Annotated in this window: 25 protein-coding genes and 1 riboswitch; of the genes, 23 read left to right on the top strand and 2 right to left on the bottom strand. The window is 70.0% G+C overall.

What is annotated here, in order from left to right:
- Positions 1–13 precede the first annotated feature (13 nt).
- The 5 genes from rsxC to nth are packed head-to-tail and all read left to right on the top strand — an operon-like array spanning position 14 to position 4,509.
- Positions 14–1,519, top strand: a complete 1,506-nt coding sequence (gene rsxC, locus N787_RS13205) for an electron transport complex subunit RsxC (protein ID WP_034215105.1) — start codon at positions 14–16, stop codon at positions 1,517–1,519.
- Positions 1,516–2,562: an RnfABCDGE type electron transport complex subunit D gene (locus N787_RS13210; RefSeq protein ID WP_034215108.1), complete on the top strand. Its 1,047-nt coding sequence runs from the start codon at positions 1,516–1,518 to the stop codon at positions 2,560–2,562. Before rsxC ends, N787_RS13210 begins: the two co-directional genes overlap by 4 nt.
- Positions 2,559–3,230, top strand: a complete 672-nt coding sequence (gene rsxG, locus N787_RS13215; protein ID WP_052575474.1) for an electron transport complex subunit RsxG — start codon at positions 2,559–2,561, stop codon at positions 3,228–3,230. Before N787_RS13210 ends, rsxG begins: the two co-directional genes overlap by 4 nt.
- Positions 3,227–3,865, top strand: a complete 639-nt coding sequence (locus N787_RS13220) for an electron transport complex subunit E (protein ID WP_034215111.1) — start codon at positions 3,227–3,229, stop codon at positions 3,863–3,865. Before rsxG ends, N787_RS13220 begins: the two co-directional genes overlap by 4 nt.
- A complete protein-coding gene (gene nth / locus N787_RS13225) occupies positions 3,862–4,509 on the top strand; it encodes an endonuclease III (RefSeq protein WP_156969042.1) in 648 nt (215 codons plus the stop codon). Before N787_RS13220 ends, nth begins: the two co-directional genes overlap by 4 nt.
- Before the next feature lie 77 nt (positions 4,510–4,586).
- On the opposite strand, the gene N787_RS13230 is transcribed toward nth, so the two are convergent.
- The gene (locus tag N787_RS13230) at positions 4,587–5,897 is read right to left on the bottom strand and encodes an OprO/OprP family phosphate-selective porin (protein WP_052575476.1); all 1,311 of its coding nucleotides are present in this window, start codon (positions 5,895–5,897) and stop codon (positions 4,587–4,589) included.
- Positions 5,898–6,183: 286 nt separating this feature from the next.
- Here N787_RS13230 and pstS point away from each other — a divergent pair, with 286 nt between their 5' ends.
- The 7 genes from pstS (at position 6,184) to N787_RS13265 (ending at position 14,601) form a co-directional block, all read left to right on the top strand.
- Entirely contained in the window at positions 6,184–7,200 is a 1,017-nt protein-coding gene (pstS, locus tag N787_RS13235; protein ID WP_034215114.1) for a phosphate ABC transporter substrate-binding protein PstS, read from the top strand.
- A gap of 92 nt (positions 7,201–7,292) precedes the next feature.
- Positions 7,293–8,258 carry a phosphate ABC transporter permease subunit PstC gene (gene pstC / locus N787_RS13240; protein WP_034215117.1) on the top strand — a complete coding sequence of 322 codons (966 nt, stop codon included), beginning with the start codon at positions 7,293–7,295 and terminating at the stop codon, positions 8,256–8,258.
- Positions 8,258–9,121: a phosphate ABC transporter permease PstA gene (gene pstA, locus N787_RS13245; RefSeq protein WP_034215120.1), complete on the top strand. Its 864-nt coding sequence runs from the start codon at positions 8,258–8,260 to the stop codon at positions 9,119–9,121. Before pstC ends, pstA begins: the two co-directional genes overlap by 1 nt.
- Positions 9,114–9,929: a phosphate ABC transporter ATP-binding protein PstB gene (pstB, locus tag N787_RS13250; RefSeq protein ID WP_034215123.1), complete on the top strand. Its 816-nt coding sequence runs from the start codon at positions 9,114–9,116 to the stop codon at positions 9,927–9,929. Before pstA ends, pstB begins: the two co-directional genes overlap by 8 nt.
- Positions 9,930–9,944: 15 nt before the next feature.
- Positions 9,945–10,634, top strand: a complete 690-nt coding sequence (phoU, locus tag N787_RS13255; RefSeq protein ID WP_034215126.1) for a phosphate signaling complex protein PhoU — start codon at positions 9,945–9,947, stop codon at positions 10,632–10,634.
- Positions 10,635–10,777: 143 nt separating this feature from the next.
- A riboswitch (glycine riboswitch) is annotated at positions 10,778–10,877 on the top strand.
- Between the two features lie 44 nt (positions 10,878–10,921).
- Complete coding sequence (gene gcvP, locus N787_RS13260; RefSeq protein WP_034215129.1) at positions 10,922–13,807, top strand: aminomethyl-transferring glycine dehydrogenase; 2,886 nt, start codon at positions 10,922–10,924, stop codon at positions 13,805–13,807.
- Positions 13,807–14,601 carry an alpha/beta hydrolase gene (locus tag N787_RS13265; RefSeq protein WP_052575477.1) on the top strand — a complete coding sequence of 265 codons (795 nt, stop codon included), beginning with the start codon at positions 13,807–13,809 and terminating at the stop codon, positions 14,599–14,601. The genes gcvP and N787_RS13265 overlap by 1 nt, the downstream gene beginning before the upstream one ends.
- A gap of 36 nt (positions 14,602–14,637) precedes the next feature.
- Here the strand turns inward: N787_RS13265 and arsB are convergent, their stop codons facing one another.
- Positions 14,638–15,699 carry an ACR3 family arsenite efflux transporter gene (gene arsB / locus N787_RS13270; protein ID WP_034215132.1) on the bottom strand — a complete coding sequence of 354 codons (1,062 nt, stop codon included), beginning with the start codon at positions 15,697–15,699 and terminating at the stop codon, positions 14,638–14,640.
- Between the two features lie 63 nt (positions 15,700–15,762).
- Here arsB and N787_RS13275 point away from each other — a divergent pair, with 63 nt between their 5' ends.
- From N787_RS13275 to cysK, 11 genes are all read left to right on the top strand, one after another.
- On the top strand, positions 15,763–16,185 hold the full coding sequence (locus tag N787_RS13275) for an OsmC family protein (RefSeq protein WP_034215134.1): 423 nt from the start codon (positions 15,763–15,765) through the stop codon (positions 16,183–16,185).
- A gap of 57 nt (positions 16,186–16,242) precedes the next feature.
- Positions 16,243–16,581 carry an ArsR/SmtB family transcription factor gene (locus N787_RS13280; protein ID WP_034215138.1) on the top strand — a complete coding sequence of 113 codons (339 nt, stop codon included), beginning with the start codon at positions 16,243–16,245 and terminating at the stop codon, positions 16,579–16,581.
- A gap of 25 nt (positions 16,582–16,606) precedes the next feature.
- Positions 16,607–17,608, top strand: a complete 1,002-nt coding sequence (locus tag N787_RS13285) for an ArsJ-associated glyceraldehyde-3-phosphate dehydrogenase (protein ID WP_034215140.1) — start codon at positions 16,607–16,609, stop codon at positions 17,606–17,608.
- Positions 17,605–18,846, top strand: a complete 1,242-nt coding sequence (gene arsJ, locus N787_RS13290) for an organoarsenical effux MFS transporter ArsJ (protein WP_245594024.1) — start codon at positions 17,605–17,607, stop codon at positions 18,844–18,846. Before N787_RS13285 ends, arsJ begins: the two co-directional genes overlap by 4 nt.
- A gap of 142 nt (positions 18,847–18,988) precedes the next feature.
- Positions 18,989–19,504 carry an RNA polymerase sigma factor gene (locus tag N787_RS13295; protein ID WP_034215249.1) on the top strand — a complete coding sequence of 172 codons (516 nt, stop codon included), beginning with the start codon at positions 18,989–18,991 and terminating at the stop codon, positions 19,502–19,504.
- Positions 19,505–19,549: 45 nt separating this feature from the next.
- Complete coding sequence (locus tag N787_RS13300) at positions 19,550–19,978, top strand: HvfA family oxazolone/thioamide-modified RiPP metallophore (RefSeq protein WP_052575478.1); 429 nt, start codon at positions 19,550–19,552, stop codon at positions 19,976–19,978.
- Between the two features lie 7 nt (positions 19,979–19,985).
- Positions 19,986–20,843, top strand: coding sequence for an HvfB family MNIO-type RiPP peptide maturase (locus N787_RS13305; protein WP_034215142.1), 858 nt, complete (start codon positions 19,986–19,988; stop codon positions 20,841–20,843).
- Positions 20,830–21,582, top strand: a complete 753-nt coding sequence (locus N787_RS13310; protein WP_034215145.1) for an HvfC family RiPP maturation protein — start codon at positions 20,830–20,832, stop codon at positions 21,580–21,582. Before N787_RS13305 ends, N787_RS13310 begins: the two co-directional genes overlap by 14 nt.
- A gap of 13 nt (positions 21,583–21,595) precedes the next feature.
- Positions 21,596–22,249: an HvfX family Cu-binding RiPP maturation protein gene (locus N787_RS13315; RefSeq protein ID WP_052575479.1), complete on the top strand. Its 654-nt coding sequence runs from the start codon at positions 21,596–21,598 to the stop codon at positions 22,247–22,249.
- 45 nt (positions 22,250–22,294) lie between these two features.
- On the top strand, positions 22,295–22,915 hold the full coding sequence (rnt, locus tag N787_RS13320; RefSeq protein ID WP_084590815.1) for a ribonuclease T: 621 nt from the start codon (positions 22,295–22,297) through the stop codon (positions 22,913–22,915).
- 28 nt (positions 22,916–22,943) lie between these two features.
- Complete coding sequence (gene cysK / locus N787_RS13325) at positions 22,944–23,897, top strand: cysteine synthase A (protein WP_034215150.1); 954 nt, start codon at positions 22,944–22,946, stop codon at positions 23,895–23,897.
- The last annotated feature ends 52 nt before the right edge of the window (positions 23,898–23,949 follow it).

The following is a 23,949-nucleotide window of genomic DNA, read 5'->3' on the forward strand; positions in this document are numbered from 1 at the left end:
GCGACCACTGGCCGTGCGCCTGCACTCCTTCCCCGGCGGCCTGCGCCTGCCCGGCCACAAGGACGCATCGCGCGCGGGCGGACTGCAGGCGGTGCCGATGCCGCCCGAGCTCCACCTGGCGCTGCAGCAGCACGCAGGGCTGCCCGCCCTGCCCTGCGTTTTGCCGGGCGAGCGGGTGGCGCGCGGCCAGTGCCTCGCCCGCGCCGACGGCGAATTCAGCGCCGACCTGCATGCGCCCTGCGCCGGCCGAATGCTGGCGATCGCACCGGGTGACCCGTCCGCCCCGCCGGGCCGCCAGGGCGCGCACCTCGTGCTGGCCTGCGAGGGCGATGACACCGTCGCGCCGTGGCCCGCGCTCGATCCGGCGACCGCCTCGCCGGACGCACTGCGCGAGCGCATCCGCGCCGCGGGGCTGGTGGGATTGGGCGGCGCCGGCTTCCCGACCGCGGAAAAGCTTTCGGTGGGCCGCGACCTGCTGGTGCTCAACGGCGCCGAGTGCGAACCCTGGATCGCCTGCGACGACGCGCTGCTGCGCCACCACGCCGAGGAAGTCGTGCTGGGCGGAAGGATGCTGGCGCGCATCGTCGGCGCGCCGCGGGTGCTGCTGGCGATCGAGGACAGCATGCCGGAGGCGCTCGCGGCGGCGCGCGCCGCCTGCGACGCGCATGGCGAGGGCGTCGTCGAGGTGGTGTCCGTACCGACCATTTACCCGGAAGGCGGCGAGCGCCAGCTCATCCGCGTGCTCACCGGCCGCGAGGTGCCGCGCGGCGGCCTGCCGCGCGACCTCGGCGTGATCGTGCAGAACGTCGGCACCGCGCGCGCCGCGTGGCGGGCCGTGGCGCACGGCGAACCGCTGCTCGAACGCATCGTCACCGTCACCGGCCCGGGCGTCGCGCGACCGGGCAACTTCATCGTGCCGCTGGGCACGCCGGTTTCGCACCTCGTGGCGCAGGCCGGCGGCTACACGCCGCAGGCGCGCCGCCTGCTGCTGGGCGGGCCGATGATGGGCCTGGCGCTGCCGCACGACGGCTTCGCGATCGGCAAGCCCGACAACTGCGTGCTGGTGCTGGGCGACGCCGAGCTGCGCCCCGCCGGCGACGAGATGCCCTGCATCCGCTGCGGCGACTGCGCCTCCGCCTGCCCGGCCCGCCTGCTGCCGCAGCAGCTGCTATGGCAGGTGCGCGCCGACCGGCTCGACGACGCGCGCGAACAAGGCCTGTTCGACTGCATCGAATGCGGCTGCTGCGACCTGGCCTGCCCCAGCCACATCCCGCTGACCGCGCACTTCCGGCACGGCAAGTCGGAGCTGCGCGCCCGCGCCGTTGAAACCGAACGCGCCCACGCGGCGCGCGAGCGCTACGAAACGCGGCTGCAGCGCCTGCAGCGCGAAGCCGCCGAGCGCGAGCAGCGCCTGGCCGAGCGTCGCGCCGGCGCGGCGAGCGCCGACGCGGTGGCGGCCGCGTTGGAGCGCGCTCGCGCCCGCCGCGCCGCCGGCACCGAGGGCGGCACCGACGCATGAAGACCTTCGACACCGCCCCCGCGCCGCACCTGCCCGCGCGCCGCAGCGTGCGCGAGTTGATGGGCCTGGTGCTGCTGGCACTGGTGCCTGGCACGGCCGCGCACGCCTGGTTCTTCGGGCCCGGCGTGCTGGTGCAGGCGCTGCTGGCCGTCGCGTTCGCGCTGGCCTTCGAGGCGGCGATGCTGAAGCTGCGCGCGCGGCCGCTGCGTCCCTTCCTCGGCGATCTGAGCGCGCCGCTGACCGCGGTGCTGTTCGCGCTTTCCCTGCCGCCGCTGGCGCCGTGGTGGGTGGCGGCGATCGGCCTGTTCGCGGCGATCGTGTTCGCGAAGCATCTTTACGGCGGGCTGGGCCACAACCTGTTCAATCCGGCGATGGTGGGCGTGGCGGTGGTGCTGCTGTGCTTCCCTCGCGAGTTCACCCAGTGGCTGCCGCCGGCCGGGCTGGACCCGGCGCTGGTGGCGCCGGGGCTGCTGGATTCGCTGCGCGCCATCCTCACCGGCGAACTGCCCGCGCCGTGGCGCTGGGACATGCTGGCGCAGGCCACGCCGCTCGACACCGTGCGCACCCTGGCCAACGAAGGCGCGACCCTGGCCGAGATCCGCGGTGCGCCGCTGTTCGGCGACTTCGGCGGCCGCGGCTGGGAGTGGGTGGCGAATTTCTACGCGCTGGGCGGGCTGTTCCTGCTGTGGAAGCGCGTGATCCCCTGGCAGGTGCCGGTGGCGACGCTGGGCACCGTGGTGCTGGTGGCGCTGCCGTTCTGGCTCTACGACCCGGACCTGCACCCCTTCCCGCTGCAGCACGTGTTCTCGGGCGCGCTGGTGCTGGCGGCGTTCTTCATCGCCACCGATCCGGTGAGCGGCTGCACGACGCCGCGCGGGCGGCTGCTGTTCGGCGCCGGCGTGGCGCTGCTGACGCTGGTGATCCGGCGCTGGGGCGCGTTCCCCGATGGCGTGGCGTTCGCCGTGCTGCTGATGAACTGCGCGGCGCCCTGGCTCGACCGGGTCTCGCGCCCGCGCATCTTCGGCGAAGGCAAGGCGCCGTGAACGAAGCCACCCGCGAATCGCTGCGCGCCGGCCTGCAGCTCGGGCTGGCGGCGCTGGTGGCCACCGCCCTGCTGGCGGGCACCTATTTCCTGACCCGCGACCGCATCGGAGCGGCCGAGCACCGCGCGCGCATGCAGGCGCTGGAAGTGGTGCTGCCGGCCGCGCGCTACGACAACGACCTGCTCGCCGACACTGTGCAGGTGCAGGCGCCTGCGTGGCTCGGCGACGAGGCCACCACCGTGCATCGCGCGACGCTCGCCGGCGCGCCCAGCGCGCTGGTGTTCGAAACCGTGGCCCCCGACGGCTACGGCGGCCCGATCCGGCTGCTGCTGGCGATCGCCACCGACGGCCGCGTGCTGGGCGTGCGGGTCACCACCCACCGGGAAACCCCGGGCCTGGGCGACGACATCGAGGCCGGGCGCAGCGACTGGATCACGCGCTTCCAGGGCCGCGCGCTCGGCGACCCGCCCACCGCCGGCTGGGCCGTGCGCAAGGACGGCGGCGACTTCGACCAGTTCGCGGGCGCGACGGTGACGCCGCGCGCCGTGGTGCGTGCCGTGCATCGGGCGCTGCAGTTCACGCAGCGCCACGGCGACGCGATCCGCGCCGCCGCGCCGGGCGATACACTGCGCTTTCCCACCGCCCCCGACGCCCCGCGCGCCCGATGAGCTCGCCCCGCGCCATCCTCGAGTACGGCCTGTCCAGCGGCAACACCGGGCTGGTGCAGCTGCTGGGGCTGTGCCCGCTGCTGGCGGTCTCGAACAACGCGGTGAACGCGCTCGGCCTCGGCCTGGCCACGGTGCTCGCGCTCACCTGCACCAATGCCGCGGTCGCCGGCGTGCGGCGGCTGACGCGGCGCGACGTGCGCATCCCGGCTTTCGTGATGATCATCGCCGCCGTGGTCACCTCGATCGAGCTGGCGATGCGTGCCTGGCTGCCGGAGCTGCACGCGGTGCTGGGCCTGTTCATCCCGCTGATCGTCACCAACTGCGCGCTGATGGGGCGGGCCGAGGCCTTCGCCTCGCGCCACTCGCCCGGGCTGGCGGCGCTCGACGGCTTCGCGATCGGGCTCGGCTTCCTGTGGGTGCTGCTGGCGATCGGCGCCGTGCGCGAGCTGGCGGGCGAAGGCAGCCTGTTCGCCGGTGCCGGCGCACTGCTGGGCCTGCCGGCGCTGGAAGTCTCGGTGCCGGGCTACCCCGGCTTTCTGCTGGCGGTGCTGCCGATCGGCGCCTTCGTGGTGCTGGCGGTCCTGGTGGCGATCCGCCAGGCCTGGCGACTGCGCCGCGCGGAGGCCGCGCGATGATGAAGGCGGACCAGCGCCGCGAACTGTTCGCGCGCCTGAAGGAGCTCAACCCCAAGCCCACCACCGAGCTCGAGTACTCGACGCCGTTCGAGCTGCTGGTCGCGGTGACGCTGTCGGCGCAGGCGACCGACGTGGGCGTGAACAAGGCGACCCGCAAGCTCTTCCCGGTCGCCAACACGCCGGCCGCGATCCTGGCGCTGGGCGAGGACGGGCTGAAGAAATACATCTCGACGATCGGGCTGTTCAACGCCAAGGCGGCGAATGTGATCGCCGCCTGCCGGATCCTGGTCGAACAGCACGGCGGCGAGGTGCCGCGCGACCGCGAGTCGCTCGAAGCCCTGCCCGGCGTCGGCCGCAAGACCGCCAACGTGGTGCTCAACACCGCCTTCGGCGAGCCCACCATCGCGGTGGACACCCACATCTTCCGCGTTTCCAACCGCACCGGCCTGGCGCCGGGCAAGACCGTGCGCGCGGTCGAGGACAAGCTGCTCAAGGCCGTGCCGGCCGAATACCGCCTCGACGCCCACCACTGGCTGATCCTGCACGGCCGCTACGCCTGCAAGGCCCGCAAGCCCGACTGCCCCCAGTGCGTCATCCGCGACCTCTGCCGCTACCGCGACAAGACCCCGCCAGGCCGGGACTGAAAGCTTCTTGACGCGTCAAAAAAAACACCCCCGGCCAAGGCCGGGGGTGTCCGGGAACCCATCCCTTTACGCGCGGATCAGAAGTTGAACTGGGTGCGGATCGCGTACTGGCCGGTTTCGTCGCCGGTCACTTCGTTCTCGCCCTGGGTGTAGTTGAACATCAGGCGCAGGTTCGGGTTGATGTAGTAGTTCACGCCCAGGATCATCGAGGTGGCCTCGCGATTGACGAGGTCGTTGTTCTCGATGTGGTCGTAGCGCGCGGTCAGCTCCCACAGGCCGTCTTCGCCGACCTTGGGCGAGCCGAACACGCCGGTGCCCGGCTTGTAGGTCTTCACGCCGCCGTTGAGCATCCAGCTGCCCTGCACGTAGAAGGTCTCGACGTCCTGGTCCGCGCCGATCGGCTGGGCGAAGGTGGACGTGACGTACTCGGACTGGAAGAACAGCGGGCCGTACTGGCCGGCCAGCTCCAGGCCGTAGGCGTCCACGGTGTCACCGCTGGCGCCGGTGGTGGTGGCGATGGTCTGCGACGGGCCGCGGCGGCCGGCGTAGTTGGCCGAGGCGGCGAGGTTGCCCGAACCGGCGTTGGCGTTCTCGTGGCTGATCCAGCCGCCCACGTGCAGGATCCGGTCGCCGTTCATGATCGGCGCCCAAGTGCCGCGGCCGGCGAAGCCCATGCCCTCGGTGCGCGAGCTGGCGGCGCCGCGCAGGTTGAAGGCGGTGGCGCCCAGCGAGTAGTTCAGGCCCTGGACCTGGTAGCCCACGCCCTGCTGGAACTGGCGGCCGCTGAACAGGCCGGTGGCGGAGGCAAACGGGCGCTCCATCACCAGGATCTCGTTGGAGCTGGTCAGCTCCTCCATCGAACGGTAGGGCTTGAAGTGGCCGATCGTGAGCTTGCCCGGGCCGAACTGCTTGGCGATGTAGAGGTCGCGCAGGCCGTCGAGGTTGCTGCCGGCGGCGAAGTCCTGCTCCATCTTGTATTCCCAGCCCCAGGCGGTGCCGCCGAGGGTCAGGCGGGCGCGGCGGAACTCGGTGGTGCCGGTGGTGGCGGCGATGTCGCGGTCCCAGGCGTAGCCGTCGAAGTGGATGCGGCCGCCGGCGCTGAAGGAGAAGGCGTTGTCGGCCGAGGTGACCTTCAGGCCGCCCTTGGTCTCGACCTTGGGCTGGGTCATGGCCTGGGCCTTGAGGGCCTCGGCGGTGTCGAGGTTGATGCCGGTCTGGGCCTCGTCACGGGCCTCGAGGTCGTCGATGCGGGCCATGAGGGCCGCGACCTGCGCACGCAGTTCGGCGATCTCCTGCTCGCTGGCGCCGGCATTCTGGGCGAGGGCGGTATCGGTGCTGAGGCCGGTGATCGCGAGGGCGACGGCGGCGGCCAAGGTGGTCAGACGCATGACGGTAACTCCTGGTAGGTAATGTTCAGTCCGGCGCAGCGCCGTGATCGACGGCCCCTGCCCCGGACCGTTACGGGGCGGTTAAGCGTGCACAGGCTGCTCCCGGGATGTGACGGCCCGTTGTGCTTTTCATGACAGCCGGGTTACGGCCCCGGGGCCGACCCAAGCGTCACTGTCATACGCCTGTCATGTTCGAGCAACAGGCTTGTCACCCAAGCGACCTGTAATGGCCGCCATCGGGGGACCCCCTCCGACGCCGTCCATACCATCCCGAGGAGTCGTTACCGTGCTCAAGAACTTCAAGCGCAGCCTGGCCACCCTGGCCCTCGCCGCCAGTCTCACCACCGCCGCCCAGGCCGCCGACATCACGGGCGCCGGCGCGACTTTCGTGTTCCCGGTCATGTCCAAGTGGTCGGCCGACTACAACGCCGCCACCGGCCACCGCATCAACTACCAGTCCATCGGCTCGGGCGGCGGCATCGCCCAGATGAAGGCCAACACCGTCGACTTCGGCTCGACCGATGCCCCGCTGAAGCCGGAAGACCTGGCCGCCTCCAACCTCGTGCAGTTCCCGCTGGTCATGGGCGGCATCGTGCCGGTCGTGAACCTCGCCGGCGTGCAGCCGGGCCAGATCAAGTTCACCGGCCCGCTGCTGGCCGACATCTACCTGGGCAAGATCACCAACTGGAACGACCCGGCGATCGCCGCGATCAACCCGGGCCTGACCCTGCCGACCCAGCGCATCACCGTCGTGCACCGCTCGGACGGCTCGGGCACCACCTTCAACTACGTCAACTACCTGTCCAAGGTCAGCCCGGAGTGGAAGACCAAGGTCGGCGAAGGCACCTCGGTGCGCTGGCCGGTGGGCGTGGGTGGCAAGGGCAACGAAGGCGTGACCGCCTACGTGAAGCAGATCAAGGGCGCCATCGGCTACATCGAGCTGTCCTACGCGCTGACCAACAAGGTCTCGTACGGCCAGCTGCAGAACGCCGCCGGCAACTTCATCACCCCGTCGAATGCCTCGATCCAGGCTGCCGCCGCCAGCGCCGAGTGGACCAAGGCCAAGGATTTCTTCCTGGTCGTGACCAACGCCCCGGGCGAGCAGGCCTGGCCGATCACCGCCACCAACTTCGCGCTGCTGTCGAAGCGCCCGAAGAACGTCGAGAACAACCGCCACGCCCGTGAGTTCTTCGCCTGGGCCTACGCCAATGGCGCCCAGCAGGCCACCGACCTCGGCTACGTGCCGCTGCCGGCCCCGCTGGTGGAGCAGATCAAGGCCTACTGGGCCGCGTCGCTGAAGTAATCCGCCGCACCCGGACGCGCGCGCCCTCACCGGCGCGCGCGTTCTTGTAAGCAAGACCGCAACGCCGCGCCCCACCCCAGAGAACGCCGCGAATGACCACCGCCACCGCCAAGCCCGCCCCGCCCTCGCGCTTCATCGACGGCGCCGGCGACTGGATCTTCCGGAACATCGTCGCGATCGCCGGCTGGTTCGTGCTGATCACGCTGTTCCTGGCCGCGATGTCGATGTACTGGGGCGGCCGCGAGGCCTTCAGTGAATTCGGCTGGGGCTTCCTGACCTCCACCGACTGGAACCCGGTCACCGAGGAATACGGTGCCCTGGTCGCGATCTACGGTACCGTCGTCACCACCGCCATCGCGATGATCATCGCCGTGCCGGTGAGCTTCGGCATCGCCCTCTTCCTCACCGAGGTGGCGCCGGCCTGGATCCGGCAGCCGCTCGGCGCCGCCATCGAACTGCTGGCCGGCATCCCCTCGATCATCTACGGCATGTGGGGCCTGTTCGTGCTCGCGCCGATCCTGGGCAACCACGTCTATCCCTGGCTGGACGAGAACGTCGGCACCCTGCCGGGCATCGGCTTCCTGTTCGCCGGCCCGCCGCTGGGCATCGGCATGCTGACCGCCGGCATCGTGCTGGCGATCATGGTCATCCCCTTCATCTCCTCGGTGATGCGCGAGGTCTTCCTCACCGTGCCGACCCGCCTGAAGGAGTCGGCCTACGCGCTCGGCTCCACCACCACCGAGGTGGTGTGGGACATCGTGGTGCCCTACACCCGCTCGGCGGTGATCGGCGGCATCTTCCTCGGCATGGGCCGCGCCCTCGGCGAGACCATGGCCGTCACCTTCGTGCTCGGCAACGCCCACCGCATCTCGGCCTCGCTGCTCGAGCCGGGCAACTCGATCGCCGCCTCGATCGCCAACGAGTTCGCCGAGGCCACCACCCCGATGTACCAGTCGGCGCTGCTGGCCCTGGGCTTCCTGCTGTTCGCGGTCACCTTCATCGTCCTGGCCATCGCCAAGCTCATGCTCATGCAGCTCAAGAAGCGGGAGGGCAACTGATGTCCGCCGTCGCCGACCGCCTGTTCCTCAAGCGCCGCATCATCAACGGCCTCACCCTGGTGCTGTCCGGGCTGGCCGCGCTGTTCGGCCTGTTCTGGCTGGTGTGGATCCTGTGGACCACGTTCACCAAGGGCGTGGACGCGATGAGCCTGCAGATGTTCACTGAGATGACCCCGCCCCCGGGCCAGGACGTCGGTGGCCTGAAGAACGCCATCGCCGGCAGCCTGCTGATCAGCGGCCTGGCCGTGCTGCTGGGCGCGCCGGTCGGCGTCGCGGCGGGCACCTACCTCGCCGAATACGTGAACCACCGCAAGCTCGGCGAGGTGATCCGCTTCGTCAACGACATCCTGCTGTCGGCGCCGTCGATCGTGCTGGGCCTGTTCGTGTACACGCTGGTGGTGCGGACCACGGGCGGCTTCTCCGGCTTCGCCGGCGCGGTGGCCCTGGCCTTCATCGTGCTGCCCGTGGTGGTGCGCACCACCGACGAGATGCTGCGCTTGGTGCCGACCCAGATGCGCGAGGCGGCGCTGTCGCTGGGCATCCCGCAGTGGAAGGTGACCACCCAGATCCTCTACCGCGCCGCGGCGCCGGGCATTGTCACCGGCATCCTGCTGGCGCTGGCGCGCATCAGCGGCGAGACCGCGCCGCTGCTGTTCACCGCCTTCAACAACCAGTACTGGAGCATGGACCTGACCGGCGCGGTGCCCAACCTGCCCGTCACCATCTTCCAGTTCGCGCTCAGCCCGTTCGAGTACTGGAACCAGCTGGCCTGGGCCGGCGCCTTCCTGATCACGGTCTTCGTGCTGCTGGTCAGCCTCACCGCCCGTTATTTCCTGCTGCGCAAGAAGATGAGCCATGACTGACGTTTCGATCGCCTTCAACACGGCCGTGAAGGTCGCCGACGAGCTGGCGCCGCGCGCGGCCAAGCTCGAGGCCCGCAACCTCGCCTTCCACTACGGCGACTTCGCGGCCCTGCGCGACATCAACCTGGTGGTGCCGGAGAAGCGCGTCACCGCGCTGATCGGCCCTTCGGGCTGCGGCAAGTCGACCCTGCTGCGCATCTTCAACCGCATCTACTCGATCTACCCGGGCCAGAAGGCCAGCGGCGAGGTGATCCTGGACGGCGAGAACATCCTCGACGCCAGGTACCCGCTCAACAAGCTGCGCAGCAAGATCGGCATGGTGTTCCAGAAGCCGGTGCCGTTCCCGATGTCCATCTACGACAACATCGCCTACGGCATCGGCCACTACGAGAAGCTCTCGCGCGCCGACATGGACGCACGCGTCGAGGGCGCGCTGCGCCAGGCCGCGCTCTGGGACGAGGTCAAGGACAAGCTCAAGCAGAACGCGCTCGGCCTCTCCGGCGGCCAGCAGCAGCGCCTGTGCATCGCCCGCGCGGTGGCGCTCAAGCCCGAGGTGATCCTGTTCGACGAGCCGACCTCGGCGCTGGACCCGATCGCCACCGGCAAGATCGAGCAGCTGATCTCCGAGCTCAAGCAGCAGTTCACGATCCTGATCGTGACCCACAACATGCAGCAGGCGGCCCGCTGCTCCGACTACACCGCCTTCATGTACCTGGGCGAGCTGGTCGAGCACGGCGTCACTTCCACCATCTTCACCAAGCCGACCAAGCAGCAGACCGAAGACTACATCACCGGCCGTTTCGGCTAAGGACAGGACACCGCCATGAACGACCACATCGTCAAGAGCTACGACAGCGAGCTCAAGCGCCTGGACGGCGAGATCAAGCGCATGGGCGAGATCGCCACGGCCCAGCTCGACGCCGCCGTGGACGTGTTCCAGCGCCGCGACAGCCAGGCGGCGATGCGCGTGGTGGCCAACGACGAGGCCATCGACGCCCTCGAGCACGAGGTCAGCCACGACGTGCTGCGCCTGCTGGCCCTGCGCCAGCCGATGGCCCGCGACCTGCGCGAGGTCTATGCCGCCCTGCGCATCTCGGCCGACATCGAGCGCATCGGCGACTATGCCGCCAACGTGGCCAAGCGCAGCATCGTCCTGAACCAGACCGCCCCGGTCTCGGCCGGCCGCGGCCTGCCGGCCCTGGCCCACCTGGCCAACACCCTGGTCCGCGAGGCCCTGGCCGCCTACACCCTGCGCGACGCCGAGCGCGCCATGGCCGTGCGCAGCCGGGACGCCGAGCTCGACGCCCAGTACACCGGCCTGTTCCGCGAGCTGCTGACCTACATGGCCGAGGACCCCCGCCAGATCACGGCCTGCACCCACCTGCTGTTCATGGCCAAGAACATCGAGCGGATCGGCGACCACGCCACCAACATCGCCGAGAACACCTGGTTCCTGGTCCACGGCGAGCAGCCCGAGGGCGAGCGCGAGAAGCGCGACCTGACCTCCCAGTAAGGGCCCCGGGGGCTTCATGCCCCCAAATTCACCCGGCCGGGGGGTAGAATGGCGGGGCTCGATGCGTGGTGCGGGAGAGGGTGGCGCAAGCCACCGCCGAAGGCGTAACGCCCGTAATCGCTCAGGACCCGGAACCGTACCGCGCGAGCAACTCTGGAGAGACCGGAACCGACCGGCGCCGAAGGGGCATGGGACCGCAGGACGCGGCCCAAAACTCTCAGGCAAAAGGACAGAGGGGCGCCCCCGTGCATCCGTGCGCGGCCCTCCCCTATCGGTCCGGACCTGCCATGACCCGCGAAAGCCTGCGCTCCCTCGAGCACCACGACGCCTTCCTCGAACGCCACATCGGCCCGAACGACGCCGAGATCGCGCACATGCTGCGCGTGGTCGGCCAGCCCAGCCTCGACGCCCTGACCGACGCCATCGTGCCGGCCAGCATCAAGTCGCCCGGCCCGCTGGCCCTGCCGGCCCCGGTCACCGAGGTCGAGGCGATCGCCAAGATCCGCGCCATCGCCGACAAGAACCAGGTCTTCCGCAGCTTCATCGGCCAGGGCTACTACGGCACGCACACGCCGAACGTGATCCTGCGCAACATCCTCGAGAACCCGGCCTGGTACACCGCCTACACGCCCTACCAGGCCGAGATCTCCCAGGGCCGCATGGAGGCGCTGATCAACTTCCAGACCATGTGCGCCGACCTCACCGGCATGGAGATCGCGAACGCGTCGCTGCTCGACGAGCCGACCGCCGCCGCCGAAGCCATGACGCTGGCCAAGCGCTCGTGCAAGAGCAAGTCCAACCTGTTCTTCGTCTCCAGCGGCGTGCACCCGCAGACCCTGGAAGTGCTGCGCACCCGCGCCGAGCCGCTGGGCATCGAGCTGGTGGTGGGCGACGACGCCGATGCCGGCAACCACGACGTCTTCGGCGTGCTGCTGCAGTACCCGAATACCTTCGGCCAGCTCAACGACTACCAGGCCCTGGCCGACGCGGTGCATGCGCGCGGCGGCCTGGTCGCGGTGGCCACCGACCTGCTCGCACTCACCCTGGTGAAGGCGCCGGGTGAATGGGGCGCCGACATCGTGGTCGGCAACACCCAGCGCTTCGGCGTGCCGTTTGGCTTCGGCGGTCCGCACGCGGCCTTCATGGCCTGCAAGGACGCCTTCAAGCGCTCGATGCCGGGCCGCCTGATCGGCGTCTCCATCGACGCCGAGGGCAAGCCGGCCTACCGCCTCACCCTGCAGACCCGCGAGCAGCACATCCGCCGCGAGAAGGCCACGTCCAACATCTGCACCGCGCAGGTGCTGCTGGCGGTGATGGCCTCGATGTACGCCGTCTACCACGGCCCCGAAGGCCTGACCCGCATCGCCCGCCGCACCCACCGACTGGCCAGCCTGCTGGCCGCGGCGCTGCGCGGCGCCGGCATCACCGTGGGCCCGGATTTCTTCGACACCCTGCACGTGGTCGGCATCGACGCCGCCGCGATCCACGCCAAGGCCGAGGCCGCGCGCATCAACCTGCGCCGCATCGACGCCAGCAGCCTGGCCATCAGCCTCGACGAAACCAGCACCCGCGACGACGTGGTCGCGCTGGCCGCGCTGTTCGGCGTGAAGGCCGACGTGGACGCGCTCGATGCCAATACCCCGGACGCGCTGCCGGCCTCGCTGGGCCGCACCAGCAAGTTCATGCAGCACCCGGTGTTCAACACCCACCACAGCGAGCACGAGCTGCTGCGCTACCTGCGCCAGCTGTCCGACAAGGACCTGGCCATGGACCGCACCATGATCCCGCTGGGCAGCTGCACCATGAAGCTCAACGCCACCGCCGAGATGATCCCGGTGACCTGGCCCGAGTTCGGCAATATCCACCCGCTGGCCCCGGCCGCGCAGGCCGAAGGCTATCGCCAGCTGATCACCGAGCTCGAGGCGATGCTGGTCGAGTGCACCGGCTACGACGCCGTGAGCCTGCAGCCGAACTCCGGCGCGCAGGGTGAATACGCCGGCCTGCTGGCGATCCGCGGCTACCACCGCAGCCGCGGCGAGGCCCACCGCGACATCTGCCTGATCCCCGATTCGGCCCACGGCACCAACCCGGCCAGCGCGCAGATGTGCGGCATGACCGTGGTGGTGACCAAGACCGACGCCAACGGCAACGTCGACGTGGAAGACCTGCGCCGCGCCGCCGAGAAGTACAGCGACCGCCTGGCCGCGCTGATGGTCACCTACCCGTCCACGCACGGCGTGTTCGAGGAGGACATCGTCGAGATCTGCGAGATCATCCACAAGCACGGCGGCCAGGTGTACACCGACGGCGCCAACATGAACGCGCTGGTGGGCGTGGCCAAGCCCGGCAAGTGGGGCTCGGACGTCTCGCACCTGAACCTGCACAAGACCTTCTGCATCCCGCACGGCGGCGGCGGCCCGGGCGTCGGCCCGTGCGCGGTGAAGTCGCACCTGGCGCCGTTCCTGCCGCGCCCGCTCAACGACGCGGCGCTGCGCACGCAGGGCCTCGGCGCCGGCGACGTGGGCATGGTCTCGGGCGCTACCTTCGGCTCGGCCTCGATCCTGCCGATCAGCTGGATGTACGTGGTGATGATGGGCGCCGAAGGCCTGCGCCGCGCGACCCAGGTCGCGCTGCTCAACGCCAACTACATCGCCACCCGCCTCGCCCCGCACTACAAGACGCTCTACACCGGCCGCAACGGGCTGGTGGCGCACGAGTGCATCCTCGACCTGCGCCCGCTCAAGGACGCCACCGGCATCGGCGCCGAGGACGTGGCCAAGCGCCTGATCGACTTCGGCTTCCACGCGCCCACGCTCAGCTTCCCGGTCTCGGGCACGCTGATGGTGGAGCCGACCGAGAGCGAGTCGCAGCACGAGCTCGACCGCTTCATCAACGCCATGATCCAGATCCGCGACGAGATCCGCGCCGTCGAGGAAGGCAAGCTCGACCGCGAGGACAACCCGCTCAAGAACGCGCCGCACACCGCCACCTCGGTCACGGCCAGCGAGTGGACCCACGCCTACCCGCGCGAGCTGGCCGCGTTCCCGCTGCCTTCGCTCAAGCTGGTGAAGTACTGGCCGCCGGTGGCGCGCGTGGACAACGTCTACGGCGACAAGAACATCATGTGCGCCTGCATCCCGGTGGATGCCTACAAGGACGAGGCCGAGGCCTGATGGCAACGGGCAAGCGCGGCGCCAGGAAACTCCTTCTCGCCGCGCTTGCCCTGCCGCTGCTGGGCTACCTGGCCCTGTGCGGGCTGATGTACGGCCAGCAGCGGGACTTCATTTACTACCCGCAGGCCACGCGGCTCGACCCGATCCACACCGATTTCGAGCTGCGTCGCCCGGACGCCACGCTCCGCGGCTGGCTGCTCCAGCCGGGCGAGCGCGATGCGCTGGTTTACTTCGGCGGCAATGCCGAGGCGGTGGAAGGCATGCGCACGCGGCTCACGCGCTGGTTCCCCGACCGAAGCATCTACCTGGTCGCGTACCGCGGCTACGGCGCCAGCGACGGCTCGCCCAGCGAGGTGGCGCTACTCGCGGATGCGCTCGCCGTGTTCGACCACGCCCGGCGCCGGCACCCCGACGGCGAAGTCACCGTGATCGGCCGCAGCCTCGGTTCGGGCGTGGCCAGCTACGTGGCCGCCGAACGGCCGGTGTCGAAACTCGTGCTGGTGACGCCGTTCGACAGTCTCGCCGCCGTCGCCGCCGGCCACTACCCGTGGCTGCCGGTGGACTGGCTGATGCAGGACCGCTATGACTCGGACCAGCACCTGCCGCGCTTCAAGGGGCCGGTGCTGGTGATCCGCGCCGGCAACGACCGCGTGGTGCCGCCCGCCCGCACCGACGCCCTGATCGCCGCCCTGCCCAACCCGCCCGACGTGGTGGCCGTCGAAGACGCCAGCCACGACACCGTGCTGTCTGATCCGGCGCCGGGCGAGGCCATCGTCCGCTTCCTGGCGCGCTGACCGGCCCCAGCCATGGCCTGCCGGCCTCCGGGCCCGCTAGGTCGCCGCCACGCGCGCCGCGCGCTCGTACCAGCCCTTGCTGCGGTTGATGCTCCGCACCAGCCACAGCATCACCGGCACCTCGATCAGCACGCCGACCACGGTGGCGAGCGCCGCGCCGGAGTCGAATCCGTAGAGGGCTATCGCCACGGCCACGGCCAGCTCGAAGAAATTCGAGGCGCCGATCATGGTCGAGGGACCGGCGATATCGTGCCGCACCCGCAGCCTCCGGTTCAGGCCGTACCCCAGCGCCGCGATGAACAATGTCTGCAGCAGGATCGGCACCGCCAGGATCGCGATGACCAGCGGCTGGGCGACGAGCGCCTTGCCCTGGAATGAGAACAGCAGCACCAGCATCGCCAGCAGCGCGAGGATGGACAGTGGGTTGAACCTCGCAAGCGCCGACTCGAGTGCCGCGGGGCCCGTCCGAAGCAGGCGCGCGCGGAGGGCCTGCGCGATCGCCAGCGGGATAACGATGTACATCAGCACGGACAGCAGCAGCGTGTCCCAGGGTACGGGAATGGAGGACACGCCCAGCAGCAGCGCCACGATCGGCGCGAACGCGAACACCATCACCAGGTCGTTCACCGCGACCTGGGTCAGGGTGAAGTTGGCGTTGCCGCGGCACAGGTTGCTCCAGACGAACACCATGGCGGTGCAAGGCGCCGCGCCCAGCAGGATCAGGCCAGCCATGTAGCTATCCAGTTGCCCGGCCGGCAGGTAGCCGGCGAACACGTGCTTCACGAACAGCCAGCCGAACAGCGCCATCGAGAACGGTTTGACCGCCCAGTTCACGAACAACGTCACCGCCATCCCGGCACGTTGCTCGTAGATCTCCCCCAGCGCGCCGAAGTCGATCTTCATCAGCATCGGGATGATCATCACCCAGATCAGCAGGCCGACCGGCAGGTTTACCCGGGCCAGCTCCATGCCGCCGACGGCCTGCGCCAGGGCCGGCACCTCGAGGCCCAGCAGCGTGCCCAGGCCCATGCAAAGGAAAACCCAAACGGTCAGGTAGCGCTCGAAAAAGCCGATGGAGGCGGGACGGGATTCGGACATGGGGTCAAGCTAGCAAAGATCGGCAGGCACTATCATGGGACCAGTCCACCGGAGCGGCGACGCATGGAAACCAACAAGCCGAAGCTCACTTTCCTGGTCGCGGCCAGCCGCGAGGACGCGCACGGCAGCCACGCCGACTGCAAGGACGCCCGGATCACCCTCGACACCGACCTCGCCGGCCGCCGCGACGCGTTCAACCCGGCCGAACTGCTGCTCGCTGCCCTGTCCGCCTGCATGATCAAGGGCATCGAGCGCGTGGTCCCGATCCTGAAGTTCCAGCTCCGCGGCGTGGAGGTCCGGGTCGAGGGCGTTCGCCAGGACGTGCCGCCGAAGCTGGAGTCGATCCGCTACGAGATCGTCGTGGACACCGACGAGTCGGACCACCGGCTGGCCCTGCTGCACGAGAACGTGCGAAAATACGGCACCGTGTTCAACACCGTGGCCCCCGGCACCGACCTGTCGGGCAGCCTGCGCCGCAAGGACTGAGGACCCGGGCCGCGCGACTGCCAAGAATCCGTCACATTGTTCTACTATTCTCGAACAATGGAAACTAACTCCGCCCTCGCCGCCCTCTCGGCCCTCGCCCAGCCCCATCGACTGGCCGTCTTCCGCCACCTGGTGCAGCTCGGTCCGGACGGGGCGTTCGCCGGGGACCTGGCCGCCCATCTGGCCATCCCGCCGAACACCCTGTCCTTCCACCTGAAGGCCCTGCAGCAGGCCGGGCTGATCCAGCCCGAGCCGCTCGGCCGGAACATCCGCTACCGGGCCGACTTCGAAGCCATGCGCGGGCTGGTGGGCTTCCTGACCGAGAACTGCTGCGGGGGCGACGCCGCCCTTTGCGCGCCCGCGGACGGCCCGGCCAAGGCCTCGGGCTGCTGCTGACCCCTTTCCCCTCAGAGACCCCACCATGACCCTCAAGATCGGCATCAACGGCTTCGGCCGCATCGGACGCCTGGCGCTGCGCGCGGCCTGGCATCAGCCCGACGTCGAGTTCGTGCGCATCAATGACCCGGGCGGCGACGCCGCCACCCTCGCCCACCTGCTCAACTTCGACTCGGTGCACGGGCGCTGGCAGCGCGAAGCCGGCCATGACGGCGATTCGATCGTGATCGACGGCCAGCGCATCGCGGTCACCCGCAACAAGGCCATCGCCGACACCGACTGGTCCGGCTGCGACGTGGTGATCGAGGCCAGCGGCAAGATGAAGACCACCGCCGCGCTGCAGGCCTACCTGGACCAGGGCGTGAAGCGCGTTGTCGTCACCGCGCCGGTGAAGGAAGCCGGCGTGCTGAACGTGGTGATGGGCGTCAACGACCATCTGTTCGATCCGGCGAAGCACCGCATCGTCACCGCAGCGTCCTGCACCACCAACTGCCTGGCGCCGGTGGTGAAAGTCATCCACGAAAACCTCGGCATCCGCCACGGCAGCATCACCACCGTGCACGACCTCACCAACACCCAGTCGATCCTCGACCAGCCGCACAAGGACCTGCGCCGCGCCCGCGCCTGCGGCATGAGCCTGATCCCGACGACCACCGGTTCGGCCACGGCGATCACCGAAATCTTCCCGGAACTGAAGGGTCGCCTGAATGGCCACGCCGTGCGCGTGCCGCTGGCCAACGCCTCGCTCACCGACGCCGTGTTCGAGGTCGAGCGCGCCACCACCCGCGAGGAAGTGAACGCGCTGTTCCAGGCCGCCGCCGACGGCCCGCTCAAGGGCATCCTCGGCTACGAAACGCGCCCGCTGGTGTCGATCGACTACCGCACCGACCCGCGCTCCTCGATCGTCGATGCCGACTTCACGATGGTGGTGAACGGCACCCAGGTGAAGGTGTTCGCCTGGTACGACAACGAATGGGGCTACGCCAACCGCACCGCCGAGCTGGCGCTGAAGGTGGGCCGCGCGTGAGCGAAGCCGCCGCCCGCACGATGGCGCGCCAGTACCTGGTCATCACCGGGAACTACTGGGCCTTCACCCTCACCGACGGCGCGCTGCGGATGCTGGTGGTGCTGCACTTCCACCAGCTGGGCTACTCGCCGCTGCAGGTGGCGATGCTGTTCCTGTTCTACGAAGTGTTCGGCGTGGTCACCAACCTGGTCGGCGGCTGGCTCGGCGCGCGGCTGGGCCTGAACCGCACGATGAACCTCGGCCTGTTCCTGCAGATCGGCGCGCTGGTGATGCTGGCGGTGCCGGCGGCGATGCTGACCGTGCCCTGGGTGATGGCGGCGCAGGCGCTGAGCGGCATCGCCAAGGACCTCAACAAGATGAGCGCCAAGGGCGGCATCAAGCTGCTGGTGCCGGGTGCGGAACAAGCGCGGCTGTATCGGTGGGTGGCGGTGCTGACGGGCTCGAAGAACGCGCTCAAGGGCGTCGGCTTCTTCCTCGGCGGCGTGCTGCTGGCGGCGCTGGGCTTCGACGGCGCGGTGATTGCGATGGCGGCGGCGCTGGGCGCGGTGTGGCTGCTCAGCCTCGTGCTGCTGCAGAAGGATCTGGGCAAGGCCAGGGCCAAGCCGAAGTTCACCGAGCTGCTGTCCAAGAGCGCGGCGATCAACCGGCTGTCGGCGGCGCGGCTGCTGCTGTTCGCGGCGCGCGACGTCTGGTTCGTGGTGGCGCTGCCGGTGTACCTGGCCACCGCGCTGGGCTGGTCGCACGCGGCGATCGGCGGCTTCCTGGCCACCTGGATCATCGGCTACGGCGCGGTGCAGGCGCTGGCGCCGGCGGTGACCGGCCAGCGCGGCGGGCATCCTCCCGGCGGCGGCGCGGCCTTCGGCTGGGCGCTGGGCCTGGCGGTGCTGACCGCGGGCCTGGCCTGGGCGCTGGGCGCGGGCTGGCCGGCGCAGACGGTGCTGGTGGCCGGGCTGCTGGCCTTCGGCGCGGCCTTCGCGGTCAACTCCGCCCTGCACAGCTACCTGATCGTGGCCCATGCGCGCGAGGACGGGGTGTCGCTGGACGTCGGCTTCTACTACATGGCCAATGCCGGCGGCCGGCTGCTGGGCACGGTGCTGTCGGGCGCGGTGTACCAGCAGCTCGGACTGGCCGCCTGCCTCTGGTTCTCGGCGGCGTTCCTGGTGCTGTCGGCGGCGGTGGTGCTGGCCCTGCCCCGGCCAGCCGGTGGCACGGTCGACCCGGGCGGCGCCGCCGACTGACCCCGGGCGAGCCCTGAAACTGAACCCGGAATAAATTTGGCACCACCCCCGCCGCACCCTCCGCCGCGGCGGTAGTCTCTTAGGGGTCATGACGACTTCATTGTCCTCCCCGATGCTCGTGACGACCTTGCCGGCGGTGACCATGCAAAACCAGGCCTGGCTCGACGACCTCGATGCCGCCCGCGCCGGCGACCGGCCGGCGCTCGAGCGCGTGCTCACCCGCTCGCGCCAGGACCTGCGCCGCTACGCCGAGCACCACTGCGTCGTGAACGACGTCGAGGACGCGGTGCAGGAGTCCCTGTTCACCGCCTCGCGCCGCCTGGTCGACCTGCGCCAGCTCGAGTGCTTCGCGTCCTGGCTGTTCCGCATCGTCAAGCGCGAGTGCAACCGGCTCAAGCGCGGCATGCGCACCTTCCTGCACGAGCCGATCACCGAGGACATCGCCGCGGTTTGCGTGATCGAGCACCGCGGCCTGGCCCGCGACCTGGCCGCCGCGCTGGAGTCGCTGCCCGCCCACTACCGCGAGATCGTGCTGATGCGCGACCTCGAGGGCCTGACGATCGAAGAGCTCTCGGAACGCCTCGGCCTCACCCGCGAGGCCACCAAGGCCCGCCTGCACCGGGCGCGTTCACTCGCGCGCGAATACCTGAAAGACTGAACCCACCCCGCGGGCCCGCCCGCAACCCACAGAGAGAGAAGCACCATGTCGAACAAAACCTCCAAATCCGTCGTGATGGTCGCCGGTGCCCTGGTCCTGGGCAGCATGGCGCTGGCCAACTCCGCGTTCGCGATGAGCCCGCTGGGCCAGGGCTATGCGCTGGCCGCCAGCGACCACGGCGACCACGCCGAGGGCAAGTGCGGCGAAGGCAAGTGCGGCGAAGACAAGGCCGAGGGCGAAGGCAAGTGCGGCGAAGGCCACTGCGGCGCCGAGAAGGGCGAGCACGAGGGCAAGTGCGGTGAAGGCCAGTGCGGCGCCGACAAGGCCGAGGGCGAAGGCAAGTGCGGCGAAGGCAAGTGTGGCGAGGGCAAGTGCGGCGCCGGCATGGCCGAGGGCGAAGCCGCGGCGGAAGGCGAAGCCAAGGCCGACCACGAAGGCAAGTGCGGCGAAGGCAAGTGCGGCGGCCAGGCCTGAGATCGGAATGACGGCCATCCCCTCCCTCTCTCCGGTGGCCGCCGGCCTCGGCCTGCGGCGGGCCCTGATGGGCCCGCTGCAGGCCGCTGCGCCGGGAGACTTCGATTTCCTCGAGTGTGCCCCCGACAACTGGATCGGCGTCGGCGGGCGCTTCGGCGAGGGCCTGCGCGAACTCAGCGCGAAGCACCCGCTGGTCTGCCACGGGCTGTCGCTCTCGCTGGGCGCGGTCGAACCCTTCGATGAAACCTACCTGCTCAAGCTGCGCCGGTTCCTGGACGAACACCGGGTGCCGATCTACAGCGAGCACCTCTCTTACTGCAGCGACGACGGCCAGCTCTACGACCTGATGCCGATCCCCTTCACCGAGGAAGCCGTGCACCACGTCGCCGGCCGCATCCGCCAGGTGCAGGACGCGCTGGGCCGCCGCATCGCGGTCGAGAACATCTCCTACTACGCCGCGCCCTACCAGGCGATGCCCGAGATCGATTTCATCAACGCCGTGCTGGCCGAGGCCGACTGCGACCTGCTGCTGGACGTGAACAACATCTTCGTCAACGCGGTGAACCACCGCTACGACGCCCACGATTTCATGCGCCGCCTGCCGGGCGCGCGCATCGCCTACTACCACGTCGCCGGCCACTACGACGAAGCCGAAGACCTGAAGGTCGACACCCACGGCGCGCCGGTGAAGCCGGGCGTGTGGGAGCTGCTCGACACCGCCTGCGCCATGTTTGGCCCGCGGCCGGCGCTGCTGGAGCGCGACTTCAATTTCCCGCCCTACGCCGAGCTGGTGGCGGAAGTGGCGACGGTGCGCGACACGCTGCGCCGCCACGCGCCGGCCGAGGTCCGCCATGCCCGCGCCTGAGGCGCTGCGACGCCAGCAGTTCACGCTGGCCGCGCACATCCGCGACCCCGAACACGCGGCGCCACCGCCGGACATCGAGGACCGCCGGCTGCAGGTCTACCGCGACCTGTTCTTCAACAGCCTCGAGGGCCTGCTGGCGGGCAACTTCCCGGTCATCCGCAAGATCCTCGACGGCGGGCGCTGGCAGGCGCTGGTGCGCGATTTCTACCGCGAGCACCGCTGCGCGACGCCAATCTTCCCGGAGCTGCCGCGCGAATTCCTGCAGTACCTGCAGGCGCGCGACGCCGGCGACCCGCCCTGGCTGCTGGAGCTGGCGCACTACGAATGGGTGGAGCTGGCGCTGGACCTGAGCGACGCCGAAGTCGCGCCGCACGACCCCTCGGGCGACCTGCTGCAGGGTCGGCCGCTGCTGTCGCCGCTGGCCTGGCCGCTGGCCTATGCCTGGCCGGTGCACCGCCTCTCGCCGTCGCACCAGCCAAGCGAGCCGCCGCCGCAGCCGACCTTCCTGCTCGTGCAGCGCGGCGCCGACCATCGCGTGCGCTTCAACGAACTCACCGCGCTGAGCTTCCGCCTGCTGCAGCGCCTGGCCGACGAGCCGTTGCTCAGCGGCCGCGAGCAACTGCTTGCGCTGGCCGCGGAAGCCGGTGCCAGCGACATCGACGCCTTCCTCGCGCAGGGCCTGGCCATGCTCGAACAGTTCCGCGCCGCGGGCATCGTCCCCGGCACCGCCACTTCCTGACGGAGACACCCCGATGCGCACTTCCCTCGGCGACCGCTGGGTCGCCCTGACCGAACGGCTGGACGGCGCCGGCCATTGGCTCGCGCCGCTGGGCCTGCGCCTGGTCCTGGCCTGGGAATTCTGGGAGGCCGGGATACAGAAGTATCGCGGCGAGAACTGGTTCGCCGGCATCCAGGACAAGTTCCCGGTGCCCTTCAACCTCGCGCCGGTGGACCTGAGCTGGACCCTGGCGACCTGGGCCGAACTGATCGGGGCGGTCGCGCTGCTGCTGGGTCTGGGCACGCGCTTCTTCGCCTTCGCGCTGCTGGTGCTGACGGCGGTGGCGACGGTGTCGGTGCACTGGCCGGCGGACTACGGCAGCCTGTCGGAGCTGTGGCGCGGCTATGCGATCACCGACAAGGGCTTCGGCAACTTCAAGCTGCCGCTGCTGTTCGCGCTGATGCTGCTGCCGCTGGTGTTCCAGGGCGGCGGCAAGCTGAGCCTGGATGCCGCGCTGGCCGCGCGCACCGGTACCACGCCGCGCGAGCCGGTGCAGGACGTGCTGGCCTGGGGGCTGGCATCGATGGTGCTGGGCCTGCCGTTGGCGCTGCTGGTGCCCACCGTGGGCATGGCCCTGCTGGTCGCCGGCGTGGCGCTGGTCGCGGTGGATCGCCTGCTGCTCGCCTGACCCTCTGCTATCCTGCGCGGCATGGATTCCTCCTCCCCGCCGCGCATGGCCGAGCGTTTCCGCGGCTTCCTCCCCGTGGTGGTGGACGTCGAGACCGGCGGCTTCGACTGCAACCGCCACGCCCTGCTCGAGATCGCCGCGGTGCCGATCGAACTCGACGGCGACGGCTGGTACGTGCTCGGCGAAACCGTCAGCACGCACGTGGAGCCTTTCGAAGGCGCCGTCATCGACCCGCGCTCGCTGGAGATCACCGGCATCCGCCTTGATTCGCCGCTGCGCGGGGCGCTGGAGGAGCGCGCCGCGCTCGACCACATCTTCGCCCCGGTGCGCGCCGCCGCGAAGCGCCACGGCTGCCAGCGCGCGATCCTGGTGGGCCACAACGCCCACTTCGACCTCGGCTTCCTCAACGCGGCGGTCAACCGCGTGGGCCACAAGCGCAATCCCTTTCATCCCTTCAGCACTTTCGACACCGTAACCTTGGCCGGCATGGCCTACGGGCAGACGGTGCTCAGCCGTGCCGTGCAGGCCGCCGGCCTGCCCTGGGACGGCGAGCAGGCCCACTCGGCCGTGTACGACACCGAGCGCACGGCGCAGCTGTTCTGCGCGGTGCTCAACCGCTGGCGCCAGTTCGCCGAGAAGGACCTGGAAGCCGCGCACGAGGATTGATCGCCGCACCCCCACCGGGAGTCACGCCATGATCCACGACAGCATCCTCGGCACCGTCGGCGACACGCCGATCGTCCGCATCAACCGCCTCGCGCCCGCGGGCATCACGATGTACGCCAAGCTCGAGTACTTCAATCCGATGTCCTCGGTGAAGGACCGGCTGGCGCTGGCCATCATCCTCGACGCCGAACAGCGCGGCGAGCTCAAACCCGGGCAAATGGTGGTCGAAGCCACCTCCGGCAACACCGGCGTGGCGCTGGCGATGGTGTGCGCGGCGCGCGGCTATCCCTTCGTCGCCTTCATGACCGAGACCTTCTCGGTCGAGCGCCGCAAGCTGATGCGGGCGCTGGGCGCGAAGGTGATCCTGACGCCGGCGGCCGAGCGCGGCAGCGGCATGGTGAAGCGCGCGGCGGCCTTCGCCGAAAAGCACGGCGCCTTCCTCGCGCGCCAGTTCGAGAATCCCGCCAACCCCGCCTACCACCGCAGCACCACCGGCCCCGAGATCCTGCGCGACTTCGCGGCGAGGCGGCTGGACTGGTTCGTCACCGGCTACGGCACCGGCGGCACGCTAACCGGCGTAGGCGAAGTGATGAAGGCCGCGCGCCCCGACCTGAAGATCGCGGTCACCGAGCCCGACGGCGCCGCGCTGCTGAGCGGCAAGGACTGGCAGCCGCACAAGATCCAGGGCTGGACCCCGGACTTCATCCCGGCGGTGCTCAACCGCGACATCTTCGACCTGATCGTGCCGGTGACGGACGTACTGGCCCGCGACACGGCGCGCGCGCTGGCGACGCAGGAAGGCATCTTCTGCGGCCTCTCCGGCGGCGGCACCTTCGCGGCGGCGCTGGAAGTGGCCAGGACGCTGGATCCGGGCAGCGTGGTGCTGGCCATGATCCCCGACACCGGCGAACGCTACCTCAGCACCTTCCTCTTCGAAGGCATCAACGAAGGCACCGACGAAGACTGGGCCGCCGCGCTTTAGAGCCTTAATTTAGCCACTGATGAACACAGATCAACACGGATAAAGCGAATTG

Origin of the sequence: Arenimonas metalli CF5-1 (genome assembly GCF_000747155.1) — a bacterium.
Lineage (GTDB): Bacteria > Pseudomonadota > Gammaproteobacteria > Xanthomonadales > Xanthomonadaceae > Arenimonas > Arenimonas metalli.